General features: G+C 67.8%; 16 protein-coding genes and 1 tRNA gene. 10 read left to right on the top strand and 7 right to left on the bottom strand.

Annotated elements, in window-relative coordinates; genetic code table 11:
• Positions 1-318 precede the first annotated feature (318 nt).
• From OG623_RS18290 to OG623_RS18280, 3 genes are all read left to right on the top strand, one after another.
• A complete protein-coding gene (locus OG623_RS18290; RefSeq protein WP_406147751.1) occupies positions 319-879 on the top strand; it encodes a sugar transferase in 561 nt (186 codons plus the stop codon).
• Positions 880-970: 91 nt separating this feature from the next.
• A complete protein-coding gene (locus OG623_RS18285; RefSeq protein WP_406147750.1) occupies positions 971-3,238 on the top strand; it encodes a (Fe-S)-binding protein in 2,268 nt (755 codons plus the stop codon).
• Positions 3,239-3,520: 282 nt separating this feature from the next.
• Positions 3,521-4,447 (top strand): Yip1 family protein, encoded by a 927-nt coding sequence (locus OG623_RS18280; RefSeq protein ID WP_406147749.1) that lies wholly within the window; start codon positions 3,521-3,523, stop codon positions 4,445-4,447.
• Between the two features lie 62 nt (positions 4,448-4,509).
• Here the strand turns inward: OG623_RS18280 and OG623_RS18275 are convergent, their stop codons facing one another.
• Positions 4,510-5,010, bottom strand: coding sequence for a phosphoribosyltransferase (locus OG623_RS18275; protein WP_362893739.1), 501 nt, complete (start codon positions 5,008-5,010; stop codon positions 4,510-4,512).
• Positions 5,011-5,016: 6 nt separating this feature from the next.
• Positions 5,017-5,592 carry a dCTP deaminase gene (dcd, locus tag OG623_RS18270; RefSeq protein ID WP_362893740.1) on the bottom strand — a complete coding sequence of 192 codons (576 nt, stop codon included), beginning with the start codon at positions 5,590-5,592 and terminating at the stop codon, positions 5,017-5,019.
• A 509-nt stretch (positions 5,593-6,101) separates the two neighbouring features.
• Here dcd and OG623_RS18265 point away from each other — a divergent pair.
• From OG623_RS18265 to OG623_RS18255, 3 genes are all read left to right on the top strand, one after another.
• Positions 6,102-6,172 (top strand) — tRNA-Gly (locus OG623_RS18265).
• Positions 6,173-6,364: 192 nt separating this feature from the next.
• Positions 6,365-6,613 carry a hypothetical protein gene (locus OG623_RS18260; protein WP_406147748.1) on the top strand — a complete coding sequence of 83 codons (249 nt, stop codon included), beginning with the start codon at positions 6,365-6,367 and terminating at the stop codon, positions 6,611-6,613.
• Positions 6,610-7,011: a DNA-binding protein gene (locus OG623_RS18255; RefSeq protein WP_406147747.1), complete on the top strand. Its 402-nt coding sequence runs from the start codon at positions 6,610-6,612 to the stop codon at positions 7,009-7,011. Before OG623_RS18260 ends, OG623_RS18255 begins: the two co-directional genes overlap by 4 nt.
• Before the next feature lie 400 nt (positions 7,012-7,411).
• Here the strand turns inward: OG623_RS18255 and OG623_RS18250 are convergent, their stop codons facing one another.
• On the bottom strand, positions 7,412-8,398 hold the full coding sequence (locus OG623_RS18250) for a helix-turn-helix transcriptional regulator (RefSeq protein WP_406147746.1): 987 nt from the start codon (positions 8,396-8,398) through the stop codon (positions 7,412-7,414).
• A gap of 99 nt (positions 8,399-8,497) precedes the next feature.
• Between OG623_RS18250 and OG623_RS18245 the strand changes: the two genes are divergently transcribed.
• The 3 genes from OG623_RS18245 to OG623_RS18235 all read left to right on the top strand — a co-directional run bounded on the left by OG623_RS18245 (position 8,498) and on the right by OG623_RS18235 (position 10,798).
• Entirely contained in the window at positions 8,498-8,956 is a 459-nt protein-coding gene (locus OG623_RS18245) for a VOC family protein (protein WP_406147745.1), read from the top strand.
• Positions 8,957-9,180: 224 nt separating this feature from the next.
• Positions 9,181-10,215, top strand: coding sequence for an aldo/keto reductase (locus OG623_RS18240; RefSeq protein WP_406151885.1), 1,035 nt, complete (start codon positions 9,181-9,183; stop codon positions 10,213-10,215).
• 10 nt (positions 10,216-10,225) lie between these two features.
• Positions 10,226-10,798 carry a YdeI family protein gene (locus tag OG623_RS18235; protein WP_406147744.1) on the top strand — a complete coding sequence of 191 codons (573 nt, stop codon included), beginning with the start codon at positions 10,226-10,228 and terminating at the stop codon, positions 10,796-10,798.
• A 176-nt stretch (positions 10,799-10,974) separates the two neighbouring features.
• Here OG623_RS18235 and OG623_RS18230 read toward each other — a convergent pair whose 3' ends face one another.
• From OG623_RS18230 to OG623_RS18220, 3 genes are all read right to left on the bottom strand, one after another.
• Positions 10,975-11,289 carry a hypothetical protein gene (locus OG623_RS18230; RefSeq protein WP_406147743.1) on the bottom strand — a complete coding sequence of 105 codons (315 nt, stop codon included), beginning with the start codon at positions 11,287-11,289 and terminating at the stop codon, positions 10,975-10,977.
• A gap of 220 nt (positions 11,290-11,509) precedes the next feature.
• Positions 11,510-12,799, bottom strand: a complete 1,290-nt coding sequence (locus OG623_RS18225; RefSeq protein ID WP_406147742.1) for a sensor histidine kinase — start codon at positions 12,797-12,799, stop codon at positions 11,510-11,512.
• The gene (locus OG623_RS18220) at positions 12,796-13,458 is read right to left on the bottom strand and encodes a response regulator transcription factor (RefSeq protein WP_406151884.1); all 663 of its coding nucleotides are present in this window, start codon (positions 13,456-13,458) and stop codon (positions 12,796-12,798) included. Before OG623_RS18220 ends, OG623_RS18225 begins: the two co-directional genes overlap by 4 nt.
• A 376-nt stretch (positions 13,459-13,834) precedes the next feature.
• Here OG623_RS18220 and OG623_RS18215 point away from each other — a divergent pair, with 376 nt between their 5' ends.
• Positions 13,835-15,055, top strand: coding sequence for a serine hydrolase domain-containing protein (locus OG623_RS18215; RefSeq protein WP_406147741.1), 1,221 nt, complete (start codon positions 13,835-13,837; stop codon positions 15,053-15,055).
• Positions 15,056-15,289: 234 nt separating this feature from the next.
• On the opposite strand, the gene OG623_RS18210 is transcribed toward OG623_RS18215, so the two are convergent.
• The gene (locus OG623_RS18210) at positions 15,290-15,970 is read right to left on the bottom strand and encodes a hypothetical protein (RefSeq protein WP_406147740.1); all 681 of its coding nucleotides are present in this window, start codon (positions 15,968-15,970) and stop codon (positions 15,290-15,292) included.
• Positions 15,971-16,017 lie beyond the last annotated feature (47 nt).

The following is a 16,017-nucleotide window of genomic DNA, read 5'->3' as shown; positions in this document are numbered from 1 at the left end:
ACACCGATCCGCGACACCAGGGATGCGCCGCACGTCACACACGCTCCTCCCACCATCGCACCGTGGGATCGTTCTGTCACAAAATACAGCGAGACGGTCATACCGTCACGTCATCGACTCCGGGCAGGCGCCATGCGGAACGCGAAGCAGACTGCGGCACGGACCACAGCACGAACCGCGGCACGGACCGCGGCACGCGCCGCGACACGGACAGCGGCACGGGCCGCGACATGGACAGCAGCACGGACCGCGACACGACGACAACGGCGCCCCGCGCCGTCGGCGATCCTCAAGCGGATCACCGGCCCCCTGGCGGCCATGACGGCCAAACGGGCCCTGGACCTGGCCCTCGGCTCGGCCCTTCTGCTCCTGGCGGCCCCCGCACTCGCCATCGCCGCCCTCGCCCTGGCTCTCCGGCCACCCCGCACCAGGGGAGGCGTACTGAAGCGCGAGATCCGCCTCGGTCTCGACGGCCACCTCTTCGAGCTGCGCTCGCTGCGCACCCGACGGCTCCGGCTCGACCTGCTGTCCCGGCTGCCCCACGTCGTACGGGGCGAGCTCTCGCTGGTCGGCCCCGCACCCCTCACCCCGGACGAGGCCGCGCGCCTCGGCCCCGCCGCCGGACACTGGCGCCAGAGCGTCCGGCCCGGCCTCACCGGCCTGGCCCAGGTGCGCTCCCGCTCGGGGATGCCCTGGGACGAACCCGCCCTCCTGGACGCGCACTACGCAGAGCATCATGGGACCTGGCTCGACCTGGCGATCCTGGCGCAATCCGCACGCATCCCGCTCCGCGCGGCGCTCCGCGGCCCGCGATGTCCCGGGAAGGCTCACCTGAGCGACACAGATCACCGCCTGCGCGGCTACAGCGTGGCGGAATAAGTGGATAGTGTCAGCACAGACTGATTAAGTTACTGCTTAGTAATCGCTTGTACGCGCTGGATCCCACCCTCGCAGGCCCGAGGAGCCCCACATGCAACTCGCCGCGATCATCGTGTCGCTGGTGCTGACTGTCGTCGGCGTTGCGCTCATCGCCCGAGCCGTCGCGCAGATCTACCGGTTCGTCCGTCTCGGACAGCCGGTGCCGGCAGGCAGCCGCACCGACAACCCCAAGCAGCGCACGATCACCCTGGTCAAGGAATTCCTCGGCCACACCCGGATGAACCGGTGGGGGATCGTGGGCTTCGCCCACTGGTTCGTCGCCATCGGCTTCCTGACGCTGCCGCCGACGCTGCTCCAGGCGTACGGGCAGCTCTTCAAGGCCGACTGGGTGCTGCCGATCATCGGCGAATGGCTGCCGTTCGAGCTGTACATCGAGTTCATCGGCATCATGACGGTGCTCGGCATCGTCACGCTGATGGCCATCAGGCTGCTCAACCTGCCCTCGCGCGCGGGCCGCAAGTCCCGCTTCGCCGGCTCCAAGGCCTGGCAGGCGTACTTCGTCGAGTACGTCATCCTCGTCATCGGCCTGGCGATCCTGACCCTGCGCGGCCTCGAGGGCGCGATCCACCACGTCGGCGACTACGAGGCCGCGTACTTCGTCTCGTATCCGCTGGTGCTCGCCTTCAAGGGCCTCGCGCTCGGCACGCTGCAGAACCTCATCTACTTCGTCGCGATGATCAAGATCGGCGTCTCGCTGATCTGGATGATCACGGTCTCGCTCAACACCAACATGGGTGTCGCGTGGCACCGCTTCCTCGGCTTCCCGAACATCTGGTTCAAGCGGAACGCCGACGGCGAGGTCGCGCTCGGCGCTCTGCAGCCGATGACCACGGGCGGCAAGGAGATCGACTGGGAGGACCCGGACGAGGACGCCACCTTCGGTGTCTCCCAGGTCGAGCAGTTCTCCTGGAAGGGCATCCTCGACTTCTCCACGTGCACCGAGTGCGGTCGCTGCCAGTCGCAGTGCCCCGCCTGGAACACGGGCAAGCCGCTCTCCCCGAAGCTCCTCATCATGTCCCTGCGCGACCATGCGCACGCCAAGGCCCCCTACCTCCTGGCCGGCGGCGGCAAGGACATGGAAGGCAACGAGAAGGCCTCCGAGGAGCAGCTCAAGGACGTCCCCGCGGCCGCACTCGCGGAGGCCGAGCGCCCCCTCATCGGCACGCTCGAGGAGAACGGCGTCATCGACCCGGACGTGCTGTGGTCCTGCACAACCTGCGGTGCGTGCGTGGAGCAGTGCCCGGTCGACATCGAGCACATCGACCACATCGTCGACATGCGCCGCTACCAGGTGATGATCGAGTCCGCGTTCCCGTCCGAGGCGGGCACGATGCTCAAGAACCTGGAGAAGAAGGGCAACCCCTGGGGGCTCGCCAAGAAGCAGCGCGTCGAGTGGACCAAGGAGGTCGACTTCGAGGTCCCGATCGTCGGCAAGGACGTCGAGGACCTCTCGGAGATCGACTACCTGTACTGGGTCGGCTGCGCCGGCGCCCTGGAGGACCGGGCCAAGAAGACGACGAAGGCCTTCGCGGAGCTGCTGCACATCGCGGGCGTCAAGTTCGCGATCATGGGCGGCGACGAGAAGTGCACGGGTGACTCGGCCCGCCGTCTGGGCAACGAGCCGCTGTTCCAGCAGCTCGGCCAGGAGAACGTCGCGATGCTGAACATGGCGTTCGGCGAGGACGACGAAGACGACTCCACGAAGAAGGCCAAGGCGACGAAGAAGATCGTCGCGACCTGCCCGCACTGCTTCAACACCATCGCCAACGAGTACCCGCAGCTCGGCGGCGAGTACGAGGTCATCCACCACACCCAGCTGCTCCAGCACCTGGTGGACGAGGGCAAGCTGATCCCGGTGACGCCGGTCGAGGGTCTGATCACGTACCACGACCCCTGCTACCTGGGCCGTCACAACAAGATCTACACGCCCCCGCGCGAGATCATCGCCAAGGTCCCCGGTCTGCGGAACGAGGAGATGCACCGCCACAAGGAGCGCGGCTTCTGCTGCGGCGCCGGTGGTGCCCGGATGTGGATGGAGGAGCGGATCGGCAAGCGCGTCAACAACGAGCGCGTCGACGAGGCCCTCTCCCTCAACCCGGACATCGTCTCCACGGCGTGCCCGTTCTGCCTCGTCATGCTGACCGACTCGGTCAACGGCAAGAAGAACGACGGCCAGGCGAAGGAGTCGGTGCAGGTCGTGGACGTGTCCCAGCTGCTCCTCGAATCGGTGAAGACACCCGCCGACCCGACGGGCGAGGCGGAGACGGCGGACCAGCCGGAGCCTGCGCCCGTACAGTAGCCGTCCCTCAGTAGCCGTCCCTCTCACGGAAGCGGCCGGACCTGCCTCGGGGGCAGGACCGGCCGCTCCGGTGTGTACGGGGGTGCCGCGAGGACGTGCACGGGGATGCGCGCCGGGCCGCACGGGGTGCCACGAGGGCGTTTGCCCGGGATACCGCCGGGCCGCACGGGGTGCCGTGAGCACCCCAGGGTTCCCCTAGGGGATGTCACAGCTAGGCCGCAATGGCACCTGTGTTCCCCCGCCCCTCACACCGCGCCCACCCGGAACAGGTACGTTCGATGGGTGGCTGGATTCAGGATCGGACGCGGCCGGGACAACCGCACACCGCAACAACACCCGCAGCAGCAGGAGCCGTACGGCGCGCAGGCATCACCGCCGCCGTACGGCGGGCAGCCGTGGCCCCCGGCAGGAGGCAACGGCGCACCGTACGGCGGCCCCCAGGGCGCCCCGTACAGCGGCGGGCGGAGCGGCAACGGACACGGGGGTGGGAACGGGTACACAGGCGGGCAGGGCGAACCGGAGTACTTCGGCGACCCGTACCACCAGCCGCCGCAACAGGATCCGTACGCCAACGCCCCCGGGCACACCCAGGCGTTCAGCATCGGCGAGGACCCGTACAGCGACGGCAGCACCTACCAGGCCGGCCAGGCCCCCGCGCAGCCCTCGGGGCCGCGGCTGCACTGGAAGCAGCTGCTGAGCGGCATCGTGCTGCGGCCGGGACCGACGTTCTGGCAGATGCGCGACTACCCCGTCTGGGGCACCGCGCTCGTCGTCACCTTCATCTACGGCCTGCTCGCGCTGTTCGGCTTCGACCAGGCCCGCGACGAGGCGATCCACGCGGAGGTCTCCACGGCCGCCCCGTACGTGATCTTCACGGGCATCGGCTTCGTCATCGGTGGACTGGTACTCGGCGCGGTCACCCACACGCTCGCCCGCCAGCTCGGCGGCACCGGCTCCTGGCAGCCGACCGTGGGCCTGTCGATGCTCATCATGTCCATCACGGACGCACCGCGCCTGGTCTTCGCCCTGTTCCTCGGCGGCGAGAACTCCCTGGTGCAGATCCTCGGCTGGGTGACCTGGCTGGCCGCCGGAGCACTGTTCGCCTCAATGGTGAGCAAGTCCCACGACCTGCCCTGGCCGAAGGCACTGGGCGCCTCCGCGATCCAGCTCATCGCACTGCTGTCGATCATCAAGCTCGGCACGATCTGAACGAAAAGCGAGGGGCCCCGGTGCTGCGCACCGGGGCCCCTCTCCTCGTACTGTCACCCACCTCAGGAGTCGAGAACCTGCCCGGAACGACGCACGACGGGCTTCTCCACACTCCACGGGAAGTTGATCCACTGATCGGTCTTCTTCCACACGTACTCGCATTTCACGAGTGAATGCGGCTTCTCGTAGATGACCGCGCTGCGCACCTCGGCCACATGATCGATGCAGAAGTCACGGACCAGCTTCAGCGTCTTGCCCGTGTCGGCGACATCATCGGCGATGAGCACCTTCTTCCGCGTGAAGTCGATGGCGTTGGGAACGGGCGCCAGCATCACCGGCATTTCCAGCGTGGTCCCGACCCCGGTGTAGAACTCGACGTTTACCAGATGAATGTTCTTGCAGTCCAGGGCATACGCCAGACCACCCGCGACGAAGACCCCGCCCCGCGCGATGCTCAGCACGACATCCGGCTCGTAGCCATCGTCCGCGACCGACTGCGCCAGCTCACGCACGGCGTGCCCGAAGGCGTCGTACGTCAGATTCTCCCGCATCTCACCAGCCACGTCGTATCACACCTGAGTCCGATGGAAATTCATGTAAGAACGCGAGGCGGTCGGCCCCCGCTGGCCCTGATAACGCGATCCGTAACGCTCGGACCCGTACGGAAATTCGGAGGGCGACGTCAGCCGGAACATGCACAGCTGCCCGATCTTCATTCCCGGCCAGAGCTTTATCGGCAGGGTCGCCAGATTCGACAGCTCCAGGGTCACATGCCCGGAGAACCCGGGGTCGATGAACCCTGCGGTGGAATGCGTCACGAGCCCGAGCCGGCCGAGCGAACTCTTCCCCTCCAGCCGCGACGCCAGGTCGTCGGGGAGCGAGATGACCTCGTAGGTCGAGGCCAGGACGAACTCCCCAGGATGCAGGATGAACGCCTCGTCGCCGTCCGGCTCGACCTGACGGGTCAGGTCGATCTGCTCGACGGCGGGATCGATATGCGGATAGCGGTGGTTCTCGAACACCCGGAAGTAGCGGTCGAGCCGCACATCGATGCTCGAGGGCTGCACCATCGAAGCGTCGAACGGGTCAATGCGAACCCGCCCGGCATCGATCTCGGCCCGGAGGTCCTTGTCTGAGAGAAGCACGCACCGAGGATACGCAGAACGCGCGAGCCGACCCCAACCGGACCGCCCCGCGCGCCTGCCTCACGCCGCTACCGCTCCCCTACCGCTCCTCCACTGCTCTCCTACCGCTCTTCGAACGCCACAGGAACGGCCTGCCTCAACCGCGCACACCGCGGACAACGGATGAGCCGCCCGGGGCCGATCCGCTCGGACCCGAGCTGCTGCATCGGGAACGACGAGGTAGCAAAAACGTGCCCTTCAGCACAGCGGACGACGGTGCGCTCCATCGAATCCATCAAGTCCCTTCCCCAACCAGCCTTGGACGAGACCGCCACATTAGGGGATGAACGGGACGCCACTCCAGGCGGCACTCCGCCCATCCACGCTACGCCCCCAACTCCCCGCACCCACACCCGCGTCCACCGCCGCACCCACCCCCGAAACGCCACGCAGACCCCACGGCGAACACGCCGGGGGTCTGCGGTGGGGTACAGTATGGGCCGATGCACAGCCGATCATCGGCGCGCTTCGCGGGTGTAGTTTAATGGTAGAACATGAGCTTCCCAAGCTCAGAGCGCGAGTTCGATTCTCGTCACCCGCTCTTTGATAAAGGCCCCGGTCAGCGACTGGGGCCTTTCGCTTGCCCTCCAGCGGCGTCGATTCAAATCCTTGCCCCGCAGTGGACGGCCGGAGAGCGGCCGCTCTGTCATCAGCCGACGCATGCGGTCGCAACCATCAAGGCAGGGGCCCGTGACTCACGCCGATCCTCGCATACTCCAGTATGATTGGACTCATGTCCTCAACGACTCGCATCACCGTCACGCTGCCCAGCGACCAGGTGGCGGAGCTCCGCAAGCTCACGGACAACGTCTCCGGGTACGTGGCGGAAGCCGTAGCCCGCCAGATCCGGCACCAGCTCTTGGGCGAAGACCTCCGCCGTCACGAAGAGGAGCACGGCCCCTTCAGCGACGAGGAGCTCGCCGAGGCCCGCGCGAAGATCTTCGGATCCGCCGGCACCTCCACGAGCGCGGATGCCGCGTGAGCGAGCGCATCGAGACCATCGTCCTGGACTCGGAAGGGCTCTCAGCCTGGATCGCTCAGGACCGCAAGCTCCTCGCGATGCTTCAGGTCTTCCACGACATGGGAGCCGACCTGGTGATCGGGGCCAACACCATCGTGGAAGTGACCCACTCCCGCACCAATATGCCGCGCCTGAACTGGGCCCTGTCCCGAGTCAAGGTTGAGCCCGTCACCGAACAGGCGGCGAAGGCGGCGGCTGAGCTCCTCAAAGGCGCCGGACTTCACGGGCACAAGTACGCCATCGACGCCACGGTCGCCGAGGTCGCCCTACGTCAGCCGAAACCTGTCGCCCTGTTGACGTCCGACAGCGACGACATGACCAAGCTCTGCGGCAACCAAGTCCGCATCATCTCTCTCTGACCAGTCGGCGCCCCGGGGCACGCCTCGCGCTGGCAGCTCTCGTGCCCCATCCGTGCCCAGCGGAGCGGACAACAGCGGTCAGATATGGCTCCCAGAGGTCGGGAGCCACTGACCTGCCCAATCCGAAATCGCAGGTCAGGGCCCCTGCAGCAACTTAAGGACCGCTGATTCCCAAGCTCAGAGAGCGAGTTGGATTCTCGTCACCCGCTCCATACATGCCATGTGAAAGACCCAGGTCAACGGCCTGGGGCTTCGTGTTGCCCAGAACCTGTAGAAGCATGTGCGGCGGTACAGGGCGACGGCAGAGACGTTGCAGAGAGCCAATGCCGGCTTCGCCACCGCGGCTCGGGGATCCCAGTTCCCAGTCGACCGCTGCCGGGCTCGGCCGGTTCCACGATGTCTACGTCGCGGCGCTCTTGCCGGTGGTCGCGTAGCGCTCGGCGAGTGTGGCGAAGGCTGCGGTCAGTTCGGGAGGCTCGACGACTTCCATCGGGACTTCGAACCGCCCGAGCGAAGCCGCGAGTGCTCCCCACGACCATGAACCGGCCTTGAGGCTGCATCGGTTCTCGGCGAGCGCCACGACTGTGCCGTCGCCGGCGAACGGAAGGACGTCCTGCGCGGGAAGGTGCAGGATCACCGTTCCGCGGCAGGGCCATTCGTTGACGTCGGACCCTTTGAAGCGTGCTGCGGCGAATTCCTGTACGTCGCCACCCGGCACCACGCGCGGGGTGAAGCGTGGCCCGGTGGGCACGCGCGCGGCGATGCGGTCGGCGCTGAAGAGGCGCCAGCCGTTGCGGTCCAAGTCCCAGGCGACGAGATACCACCGGCCGTGCGCGGTGATGAGGTGGTGTGGCTCCACGCGGCGAGCCGGACGCAGTCGCCGGTCGTCGTCTGCGGCGTCGCGTGGCGCGTAGTCGAAGCGAAGCACGTCACGAGCACGGATCGTGTTCGCGAGCGTGATGAGGACGTCTGTCGGAACGTCCATGGGGGCGGCGTCGCCGGCGCGGCCGATGGTGGTGATCTCGAGCCCGTCGAGACGGTGCCGTAGCCGTGGGGGCATGACCTGCCGGATCGTCGCGAGGGCGCGCATGGCTGCTTCCTCGATCCTGACGCCGACAGCGGGCGCCGCTTGCAGGGCGATGGCGACCGCGACGGCCTGGTCGTCGTCGAAGAGCAGCGGTGGCAGCTCGCTGCCGGCGTCGAGCCGATACCCGCCCTCCGGGCCCATCGTGGCCTGGATGCTGTACCCCATCTCTCGAAGTCTCTCGATGTCCCGTCGCACGGTGCGGTCGCTGGTCTCCAGCCGCGACGCAAGAACCGAGCCGGGCCAGTCCCGCCGGGTCTGAAGCAGCGACAGCAGTTTGAGCAGCCGGGATGTCGTGGTCATGTTTCGACCCTAATCGGGTTCTAGGACAAAACCTGACCTACACCCCTGTGAGGGTTTCCGTACCGACTCGCACGGGCCGGCTTCCACCAAGGAGCAGCGATGACCATCCAGACGACCACCCACCTCAACTTCCGTGGCGACGCGCGTGCAGCGCTGGAGTTCTACCACTCCGTCTTCGGCGGACAGGTCGAGATCAACACCTACGGGGACTTCGGGATGCCGGCCGGGGTGCCCGGTTCCGACAAGGTCGTGTTCGGTCTCGTCGCCGCGGAAAACGGCTTCCGGGTCATGGGTTACGACATCCCCGGCACGACCGAGGGGGCCATCGCCGGCGGCGGTACGACCCGCCGTGAGAACAACACCACCATCACCGACCAGGCACTGTTCGTCTCCATCGGTTCCGACAGCCTGGACGAGCTTCAGAAGTACTGGGACGCCCTCGCCGTCGATGCTGTCGTCGTCGAACCGCTGGCGGCCTCGGCATGGAGCGCAGGCTTCGGCATGCTCACCGACCGCTTCGGCGTCACGTGGAGCGTCAGCGTCACCTCGGCCTCCTGACGCGCCCCCGAGCCGCGGCGCGGAACTGATCCGCGCCGCGGCTTCCCGCTTCCTCTCTCTCGCCCTCGTCAGCGCTGAGGAGGGCCCACGCTCGCCGCACTGTCCGTGATTACCGCCGCGGCGTGATCGTCGCCACGGTCGTCCTTGCCGTCCTCAGCGGTCGCCGTTTCAGCGCCGTCCTCTCCCTCCCGGCGGTGGCCGGCGCCGCACGAAGGAGTCCCACGATGAAACTGCGCGCCCTTGGCCGCACCGGTCTCAAAGTCAGTCCCTACTGCCTCGGCACCATGATGTTCGGTCCAGCCGGCACCCCCGATCCGGACGACTGCCGACGCATACTGCACCGCGCCCTCGACGCGGGGATCAACTTCGTCGACACCGCAGACGTGTACGGCGGCGGCGAGACGGAGTCGATCCTCGGCGCCGCGCTGAAGGGGCGACGCGACGACGTCGTGCTCGCCACGAAGTTCAGCGGGCCGATGGGCGACGACCCGAACCGGCGCGGCGCCTCCCGACGCTGGATCCTGACGGCCGTCGAGGAGTCGCTGCGCCGACTCGACGTCGACCACATCGACCTCTACCAGATTCACCACTTCGACCCGGCGACGGACCTCGAAGAGACTCTCTCGGCACTGACCGATCTGATCGGCAGCGGGAAGGTGCGAGCGATCGGCTCATCCAGCTTCCTCGCCTCGGACATCGTCGAAGCGCAGTGGATCAGCGAACGCCGCGGGCTCGCGCGGCTCCGCACGGAGCAGCCGAGCTATTCGATCCTTGCCCGCGGTATCGAACGTGACGTCCTGCCCGTCGTGGAACGCCACGGTATGGGCGTGCTCACCTGGAGCCCTCTGTCATGGGGACTTCTGACCGGCAAGTACCGTGCCGGTCAGAACACGCCCGTCTCCGCGAGCCGCGCACAGTGGGGACCACGCCACATGAGCGATCACGCCAAGTTCGCCGCCGTGGAAGAACTCGCACCGCTCGCCGACGAAGCCGGAATCTCGATCACCCACCTCGCGATGGCGTTCGTCATGGCCCACCCGACCGTGACATCAGCGATCATCGGACCGCGCACCCCCGACCAGCTCGACGACCTCCTCGCAGGAACGAACATCAGCCTGAGCGACGACATCCTCGACCGGGTCGACGAGATCGCGCCACCCGGGACCGACACCGGCGTGACCGATGTCAGCTACACCCCGCCGGCGCTCGCGCAGGCGACACAGCGACGACGCCCCATCGCCGACCGCAGCGCCGCCTGAAAGGACCACGATGAACACCCCGTCAACCGTTCAGCTCACCGTCGCCGATGCCGCTGCCTGGCGCGCGTGGCTGGACGAGAACGAGGGGACCAGCAACGGCGTGTGGGTGACACTCGCCAAGAAGGGAACCCGCACCCCGACATCACTCACCTACGCACAGGCCCTCGATGAAGCCCTGTGCAGCGGATGGATCGACGGGCGTAGGAACGCCATCGACTCCTCCACCTACCGTCAGCACTTCACCCCGCGCCGTCCCCGGTCGCTGTGGTCGAAACGCAACGTCGCACTCGTGACCGGTCTCATCGAGTCGGGCCGCATGCGCGCACGCGGCCACGCGGAGATCGAACGTGCCCGCACGGACGGACGCTGGGAGCGGGCCTACGCAGGCTCCGCCACAATCGACGTCCCGGACGACCTTCTCACCGCACTCCGTGCAACTCCCGGCGCTGAAGCGGCGTTTCTCGCTCTGGGGAGCTCCGCCCGATATCCGATCCTTCTCGATGTGACCACGGCCGGCAACGACGCCGTTCGCGCAACGCGCATCGCCCGCCACGTCGCCCGGCTCGCAAGCTCGGAGAGATGAACGCCGAAGGAGAAGGGCACGAGGACGGCTCAAGCACCGTCCTGCCGGATGGGCGGGACATCTTGACGGACAGGACCAGGCCGAGATCGGCCCGCGACGAAGGCCGGGGGGCGGAGTGCGCGTACGCGGATCCGGGGCACCCCGCCCCACCGGAGATCGACGGACCGTACGGACCGTTACTTGTCCGACTTGCCTTCGTCAGCGGCGCTGTCCTCGGCGAGGGGCTTGGTCGGCTTGGCGCCGTCCATGTTCTCCAGCTCCTCCTCGGTGAGCTTGCGGACCTTCAGCCCGTCCTTGGTGCGCTGGACGGCGACGCCGTCGGGCATGGCGGCGTCCTTGCCGTCGGTGGCGGTGCTGCCGTGGTTCTCGGTCGGCTTGGCGGGGCCGGACTCGCTGCCCGAGAACGCGCCTGCCGCGCTCGCCACGCCGGTCGTCAGACCGAGAGCCACGATCGCAGCCGCCGCAAAGCCGATGACACGGTTCTTACGCATGGAATCCTCCTGAGAGAAATGAGTGGACGGACGAGCGGTTCGTCGTCCGGTGAAGCTCCGGCACGGTCTCCCGTGCTCGGTGTGTTCTCATTCCATCTCGGCGGGGTGTTCAGCTCGGTAAGCGTGCCAAGGCAGTTGCTCACCTTGTCCTTATCTCCTTGGCACACGCGCCGAGCCCTGGACGCGGGTCGGGGTTTGCGGCTCGGGCCGACCGGTTCTGTCAGGTGAAGCGGACCGTGACCCTCAGGCCGCCGTCAGGGCCAGGTTCGGCGTGTGGATCGGTGCCGTGCGCGCGGGCGATCGACCGGACGATGGACAGCCCGAGGCCGTGCCCCGTGGTGCCGGTGCGGTCCTGCCCGAGGCGCCGGAACGGCTCGAAGAGGCCCTCGACGCGCTCCGGATCCACCGGCAGTCCGGTGTTGGTGACGGTGAGCGTCCTGCCGTGCAGCCTCACGTCCACCCGGCCATCGGGCCGGTTGTAACGGAGCGCGTTGCCCACCAGGTTCGAGATGAGATGGCGCAGCAGCACCGGCTCGCCGGTCACCCGTGCCGGAGCGTCGAACTCGGTGTGCAGTGCGAGTCCCTTTTCCTTGGCGAGGTGGCGCAGGTCTGCCGTGGCCGCGTCCGTCAGCTCCGCCAGCTCGACCTCCTCTGTGCGCTCCAGTCCGCGGTCGCTGCGTGCCAGGAGCAGGAGGGAGGCGATGAGCCGCTCGGCCTCACGGTTGGTGGTGAGGAGGTCATCGCGGGTCTCCGCGAGGTCGTCCGGGAGCGGATCGGCGAGCCCGACCTCGATACAGGCACGCTGTACGGCCAGCGGGGTGCGCAGTTCGTGGGAGGCGTTGGCGACGAAACGGTGCTGGCTGTCGAAGGAGCGTTGCAGGCGGTCCATCATGGAGTCGAAGGCGTCGGCGAGACGGTGCAGTTCATCGTCCGGCCCGGACAGGTCGAGACGCTGGTCAAGGCTCCGCTCGCTCATCCGTAGCGCCGTCTCGGTGACCGCGGAGACGGGACGCAGCGCACGGCCGGCCAGCCATCGGCCGGTCAGTGCCGCGATGACGGTCATGAGGACCAGGCCGATGACCGACCAGAAGAGCATCTGCTGAAGCGCGGTGGTCTGTACGGTGTGCACGGTTTCCCTGATCAGGGCGACCGCCTCGTTCCCCGTACCGTCGGCCCCGCCGGACCCGGTGTGTCCCTCGTAGGGAGACGTCGCTCCTCCGGCGCCCGCCGATTCCCAGTCCGCGGGCGGCGACGCCGTGTCGTCCGGATCCACCGGGGCCTTGCTGACGGAGATGTCGGCCGTCTTCTCCGCCGTGCCGTAGCGCGCCAGGAGGACGACGAACGCCAGCAGTGAGGTGCCGGCCAGAAGAAAGAGACCGCCGAACGCGAGGGCCAGTCGGGAGCGGAACGGGATACGGGAGAGCGAGATACGGCGGAGAGGGACACGGCCGAGGGGGATTCCGGGCATGCGGGGCACGCGTCGGGTGGTGTGCAGTCGGGTGGTGTTCATGGGGTGAGTCGGTATCCGAGTCCGGTGTCGACGGTGATCGTGCCTGGCCCGCCGAGTTTCCTGCGCAGTCTGCTGACGGTGGCGCGGACGGCGCTGGTGCGGGGGTCGAGGTTCTCGTCCCAGACCGTCCGCAGGAGGTCCCGGTGGGAGACGGCCTCGCCCGGGAACTTCAGCAGCATGTCGAGGACGTCGAACTCCTTGGGCGTGAGGTCCACTGGACGTCCGTCGGCCACCACTTCACGGCGCACGCGGTCCATCCGGATACCGCCGTGCCGCAGCACCGCGTCCGGCCGTCTCGGCGTGCGGCGGTACAGGGTCCGGATACGGGCCACGAGTTCGGCGAAGTCGAAGGGCTTCGCCAGGTAGTCGTCGGCGCCGAGTTCGGTCAGCCCGTAGATCTTGTCGTCGATGCCGCCGGCCGCCGTCAGCATGAGCACCCGGGGCCGCACCGGCAGACCGGCCAGGCGTCTGCACACCTCATCGCCCGTCAGCACCGGAAGATCGCGATCGAGCACAAGCACGTCGTAGTCGGTCAGCAGACACATCCGCTCGGCCTCGTCGCCACAGGCCGCGACATCGACGGCGATCGATTCACGGCGCAGCCCCTTCGCGATCGTACGGGCAAGCACACGGTGGTCTTCGGCCAGCAGAACCCTCATGGCGCTCATGAAAGCAGCCACACGGTTACAGACACATAAGAGGCTTAATCTGCGACCTCTGGGGCCATTTTGATGGCCCATCAGGTGTTCGGCAGAGCCGAGCCGTGGCTCCAGCTTCCGCAGGGGCGGAGAGCAGCCCTCCCTTGGCGTGGAGAGAAGTGCCTCAGGTACGTCCGTAGGAACGCCCACGGGAACGCCCATGGGAACGCCCATGTCCTCGCGGACGCGGCCGGCCGGTCCGGCCCGGCGGACAAACCTCGTGGCCGGGGTGGTGCTGGGTGTACCTCATTTCAGCAGGCTGGGGCCATCGAGCGGTCAGCCGATCCGCGACATGCTCAAGGGGTCGCAAGGGAAGCCCTGTTGGAAGGAAAGACCCGTGTCCGTTCGTCTTCACACCTCCGCCCAGAACAACAAGCCGAAGAAGCAGTTCGGCCGCCGCGCGTTGTCGGTGGTCGCCGCGCTGACGGTCCTGGGCGGTGGACTCGCTGTGAGCGGCTCCCTGGCGTACGGCGCCCAAGACCGTGCCGGGGGCCGCGACGCCGTGAGCAAGGGCGCACAGGACCTGGTGCGGGAGGACGGTTTCCCCGGCGTCCTGGCCGCCGTCGAGGACTCCGACGGACACGTCCGCGACTACACGGCCGGCACCGGTGACCTGAGGACCGGCGCGGATGTGCCCGTGAACGGCCAGGTCAGGGCGGGCAGCAACACCAAGTCCTTCACCTCGGCGGTCGTGCTCCAGCTGGTCGGTGAGGGCAAGGTGGATCTGGACGAACCGATCGAGACGTACCTGCCGGGACTGATCCACGGCGACGGTATCGACGGCACGCAGATCACCGTGCGGAACCTGCTCCAGCACACCAGTGGCCTGCCCGACTACACCCAGTCGCTTCCCCCGAACCCCTTCGAGATCCGCGACACCTACTACAACCCGCGTGAGATGCTCGACCTCGCCCTGGGTGAGAAGGCACTGTTCGAGCCCGGTGCAAAGTGGCAGTACAGCAACACCAACTACATCGTGGCGGGCCTGCTCGTCGAGAAGATCACGGGCCGCCCCTTCGGCGAGGAGCTCACGAACCGGATCATCCGTCCCCTCGGTCTGAAGGACACCTACTGGCCGAGCGCGGGTGAGCGCGGCATCCGGGGCACTCACCCCAAGGGCTACGCCGCAACGACACCCGGCGCCCCGCTGGAGGACATCACCCGCCTCGACCCGTCCCAGGCCTCGTCCGCCGGGCAGGTCATCACCACCCCGCGTGACCTCAACCGGTTCTTCTCCGCCCTGCTCGGCGGCGAGGTGCTGGATGCCGCCGAGCTCAAGGAGATGAAGACGACGGTCCCGGCCGCCGAGGGCGCCACCACGCCGAACACCGAATACGGCCTGGGCCTCTTCCGTACGCCCCTGTCCTGCGGCGTCGAGCTGTGGGGCCACGGCGGCTCGATCCACGGTTACGAGTCCTTCAGCGGCGTCACCGATGACGGCCGTGCGGCCACGGTGGCGGTCACGGCACTGTCGAGCTCGGTGGCTGCCGAGACCGAGGGGATTCTGGCGGCACACCAGCACGTGCAGGAACTGGTGGACACGGCCATCTGCAAGTAGCCCCCGCCTGTCACCGACACCCACAGCGTCACTGCTCACCGCGTCACTGCTCGACACCCGGGCGGCGGCGCGGTCGCCGTGTGGGCGAGGGCGCCGCGACCGCTGTCCTGGACCGGAGGGACGCCACCGAACGCGACCCGTGTGAGCGCCCCGCACGATCCGTCCGGAAGGGCGGTCCGAAGGGTGATCCGGAAGGTGATCCGGAAAGGCCGGGCGGTCCGAAAGGCCCCGGATCTACTCCGATGCGCCGTACGCGTACCGCTTCCGTCGCCAGTCCCTGCCGAAGAACCAGGCGAACACAAACAGCGGAGCGAAGAGCACGGCCAGTGCCAGACCGCCCAGGATCACCGACACATGATCCGCCCTGCTGTAACCTCCCGCCGACCGGCGCAGCATCACCAGCCCCAGAGCAGCGCAGCTCCCGAGCGTGATCAATGCCGGCCACGCCTGGCCGCTCTGCACCAACAGCGCCAGGGAGACAATCATCGTCGACGGGCCACGCCATTCCAGTGTCTGCCCGAGGTCCCGACCGAGCTGCCCCGGTCTCGGCGATGCCAGGAGTCCGACCAGCAGCAGTATCTGTGCCACACCGCCGACAATCCCGGGCCGTACGGCGATCCAGCTCGCGGTGGACTCCGTCCAGTCCGTAGGGATCGCCAGCGCTTCGCAGACGGTCGCCGCTCCGTCGAGCGGAGTGCCCCACCGACGGGCTCCGATCAGGGTGGCGAGCGCCATGGCAGAGGCCAGAAGCCTGTACAGGGTCGCGCCGAGGTTCAGTGAGCGCGCCTCCTGAATGATGTTGTTCACGATCTTCGTGCGGCTCGACAGGTCCACCGTGCCGACCGACTGCGCCTGTACGACAGGCCCTTCGACGTTGCCGCTCAGATCATTGGTCATCGACTGGCGCTCGCTCATGCCCAGCAACCTACGGTCCCGGTGGATGTCGCCGTCGCCGCGTATCC

The sequence above is a fragment of the Streptomyces sp. NBC_01012 genome (genome assembly GCF_045162755.1).
Classification (GTDB): domain Bacteria; phylum Actinomycetota; class Actinomycetes; order Streptomycetales; family Streptomycetaceae; genus Streptomyces.
The sequence above is the reverse complement of the archived record's forward strand: the minus strand, read 5'-3'. Positions and strand labels throughout refer to the sequence as shown.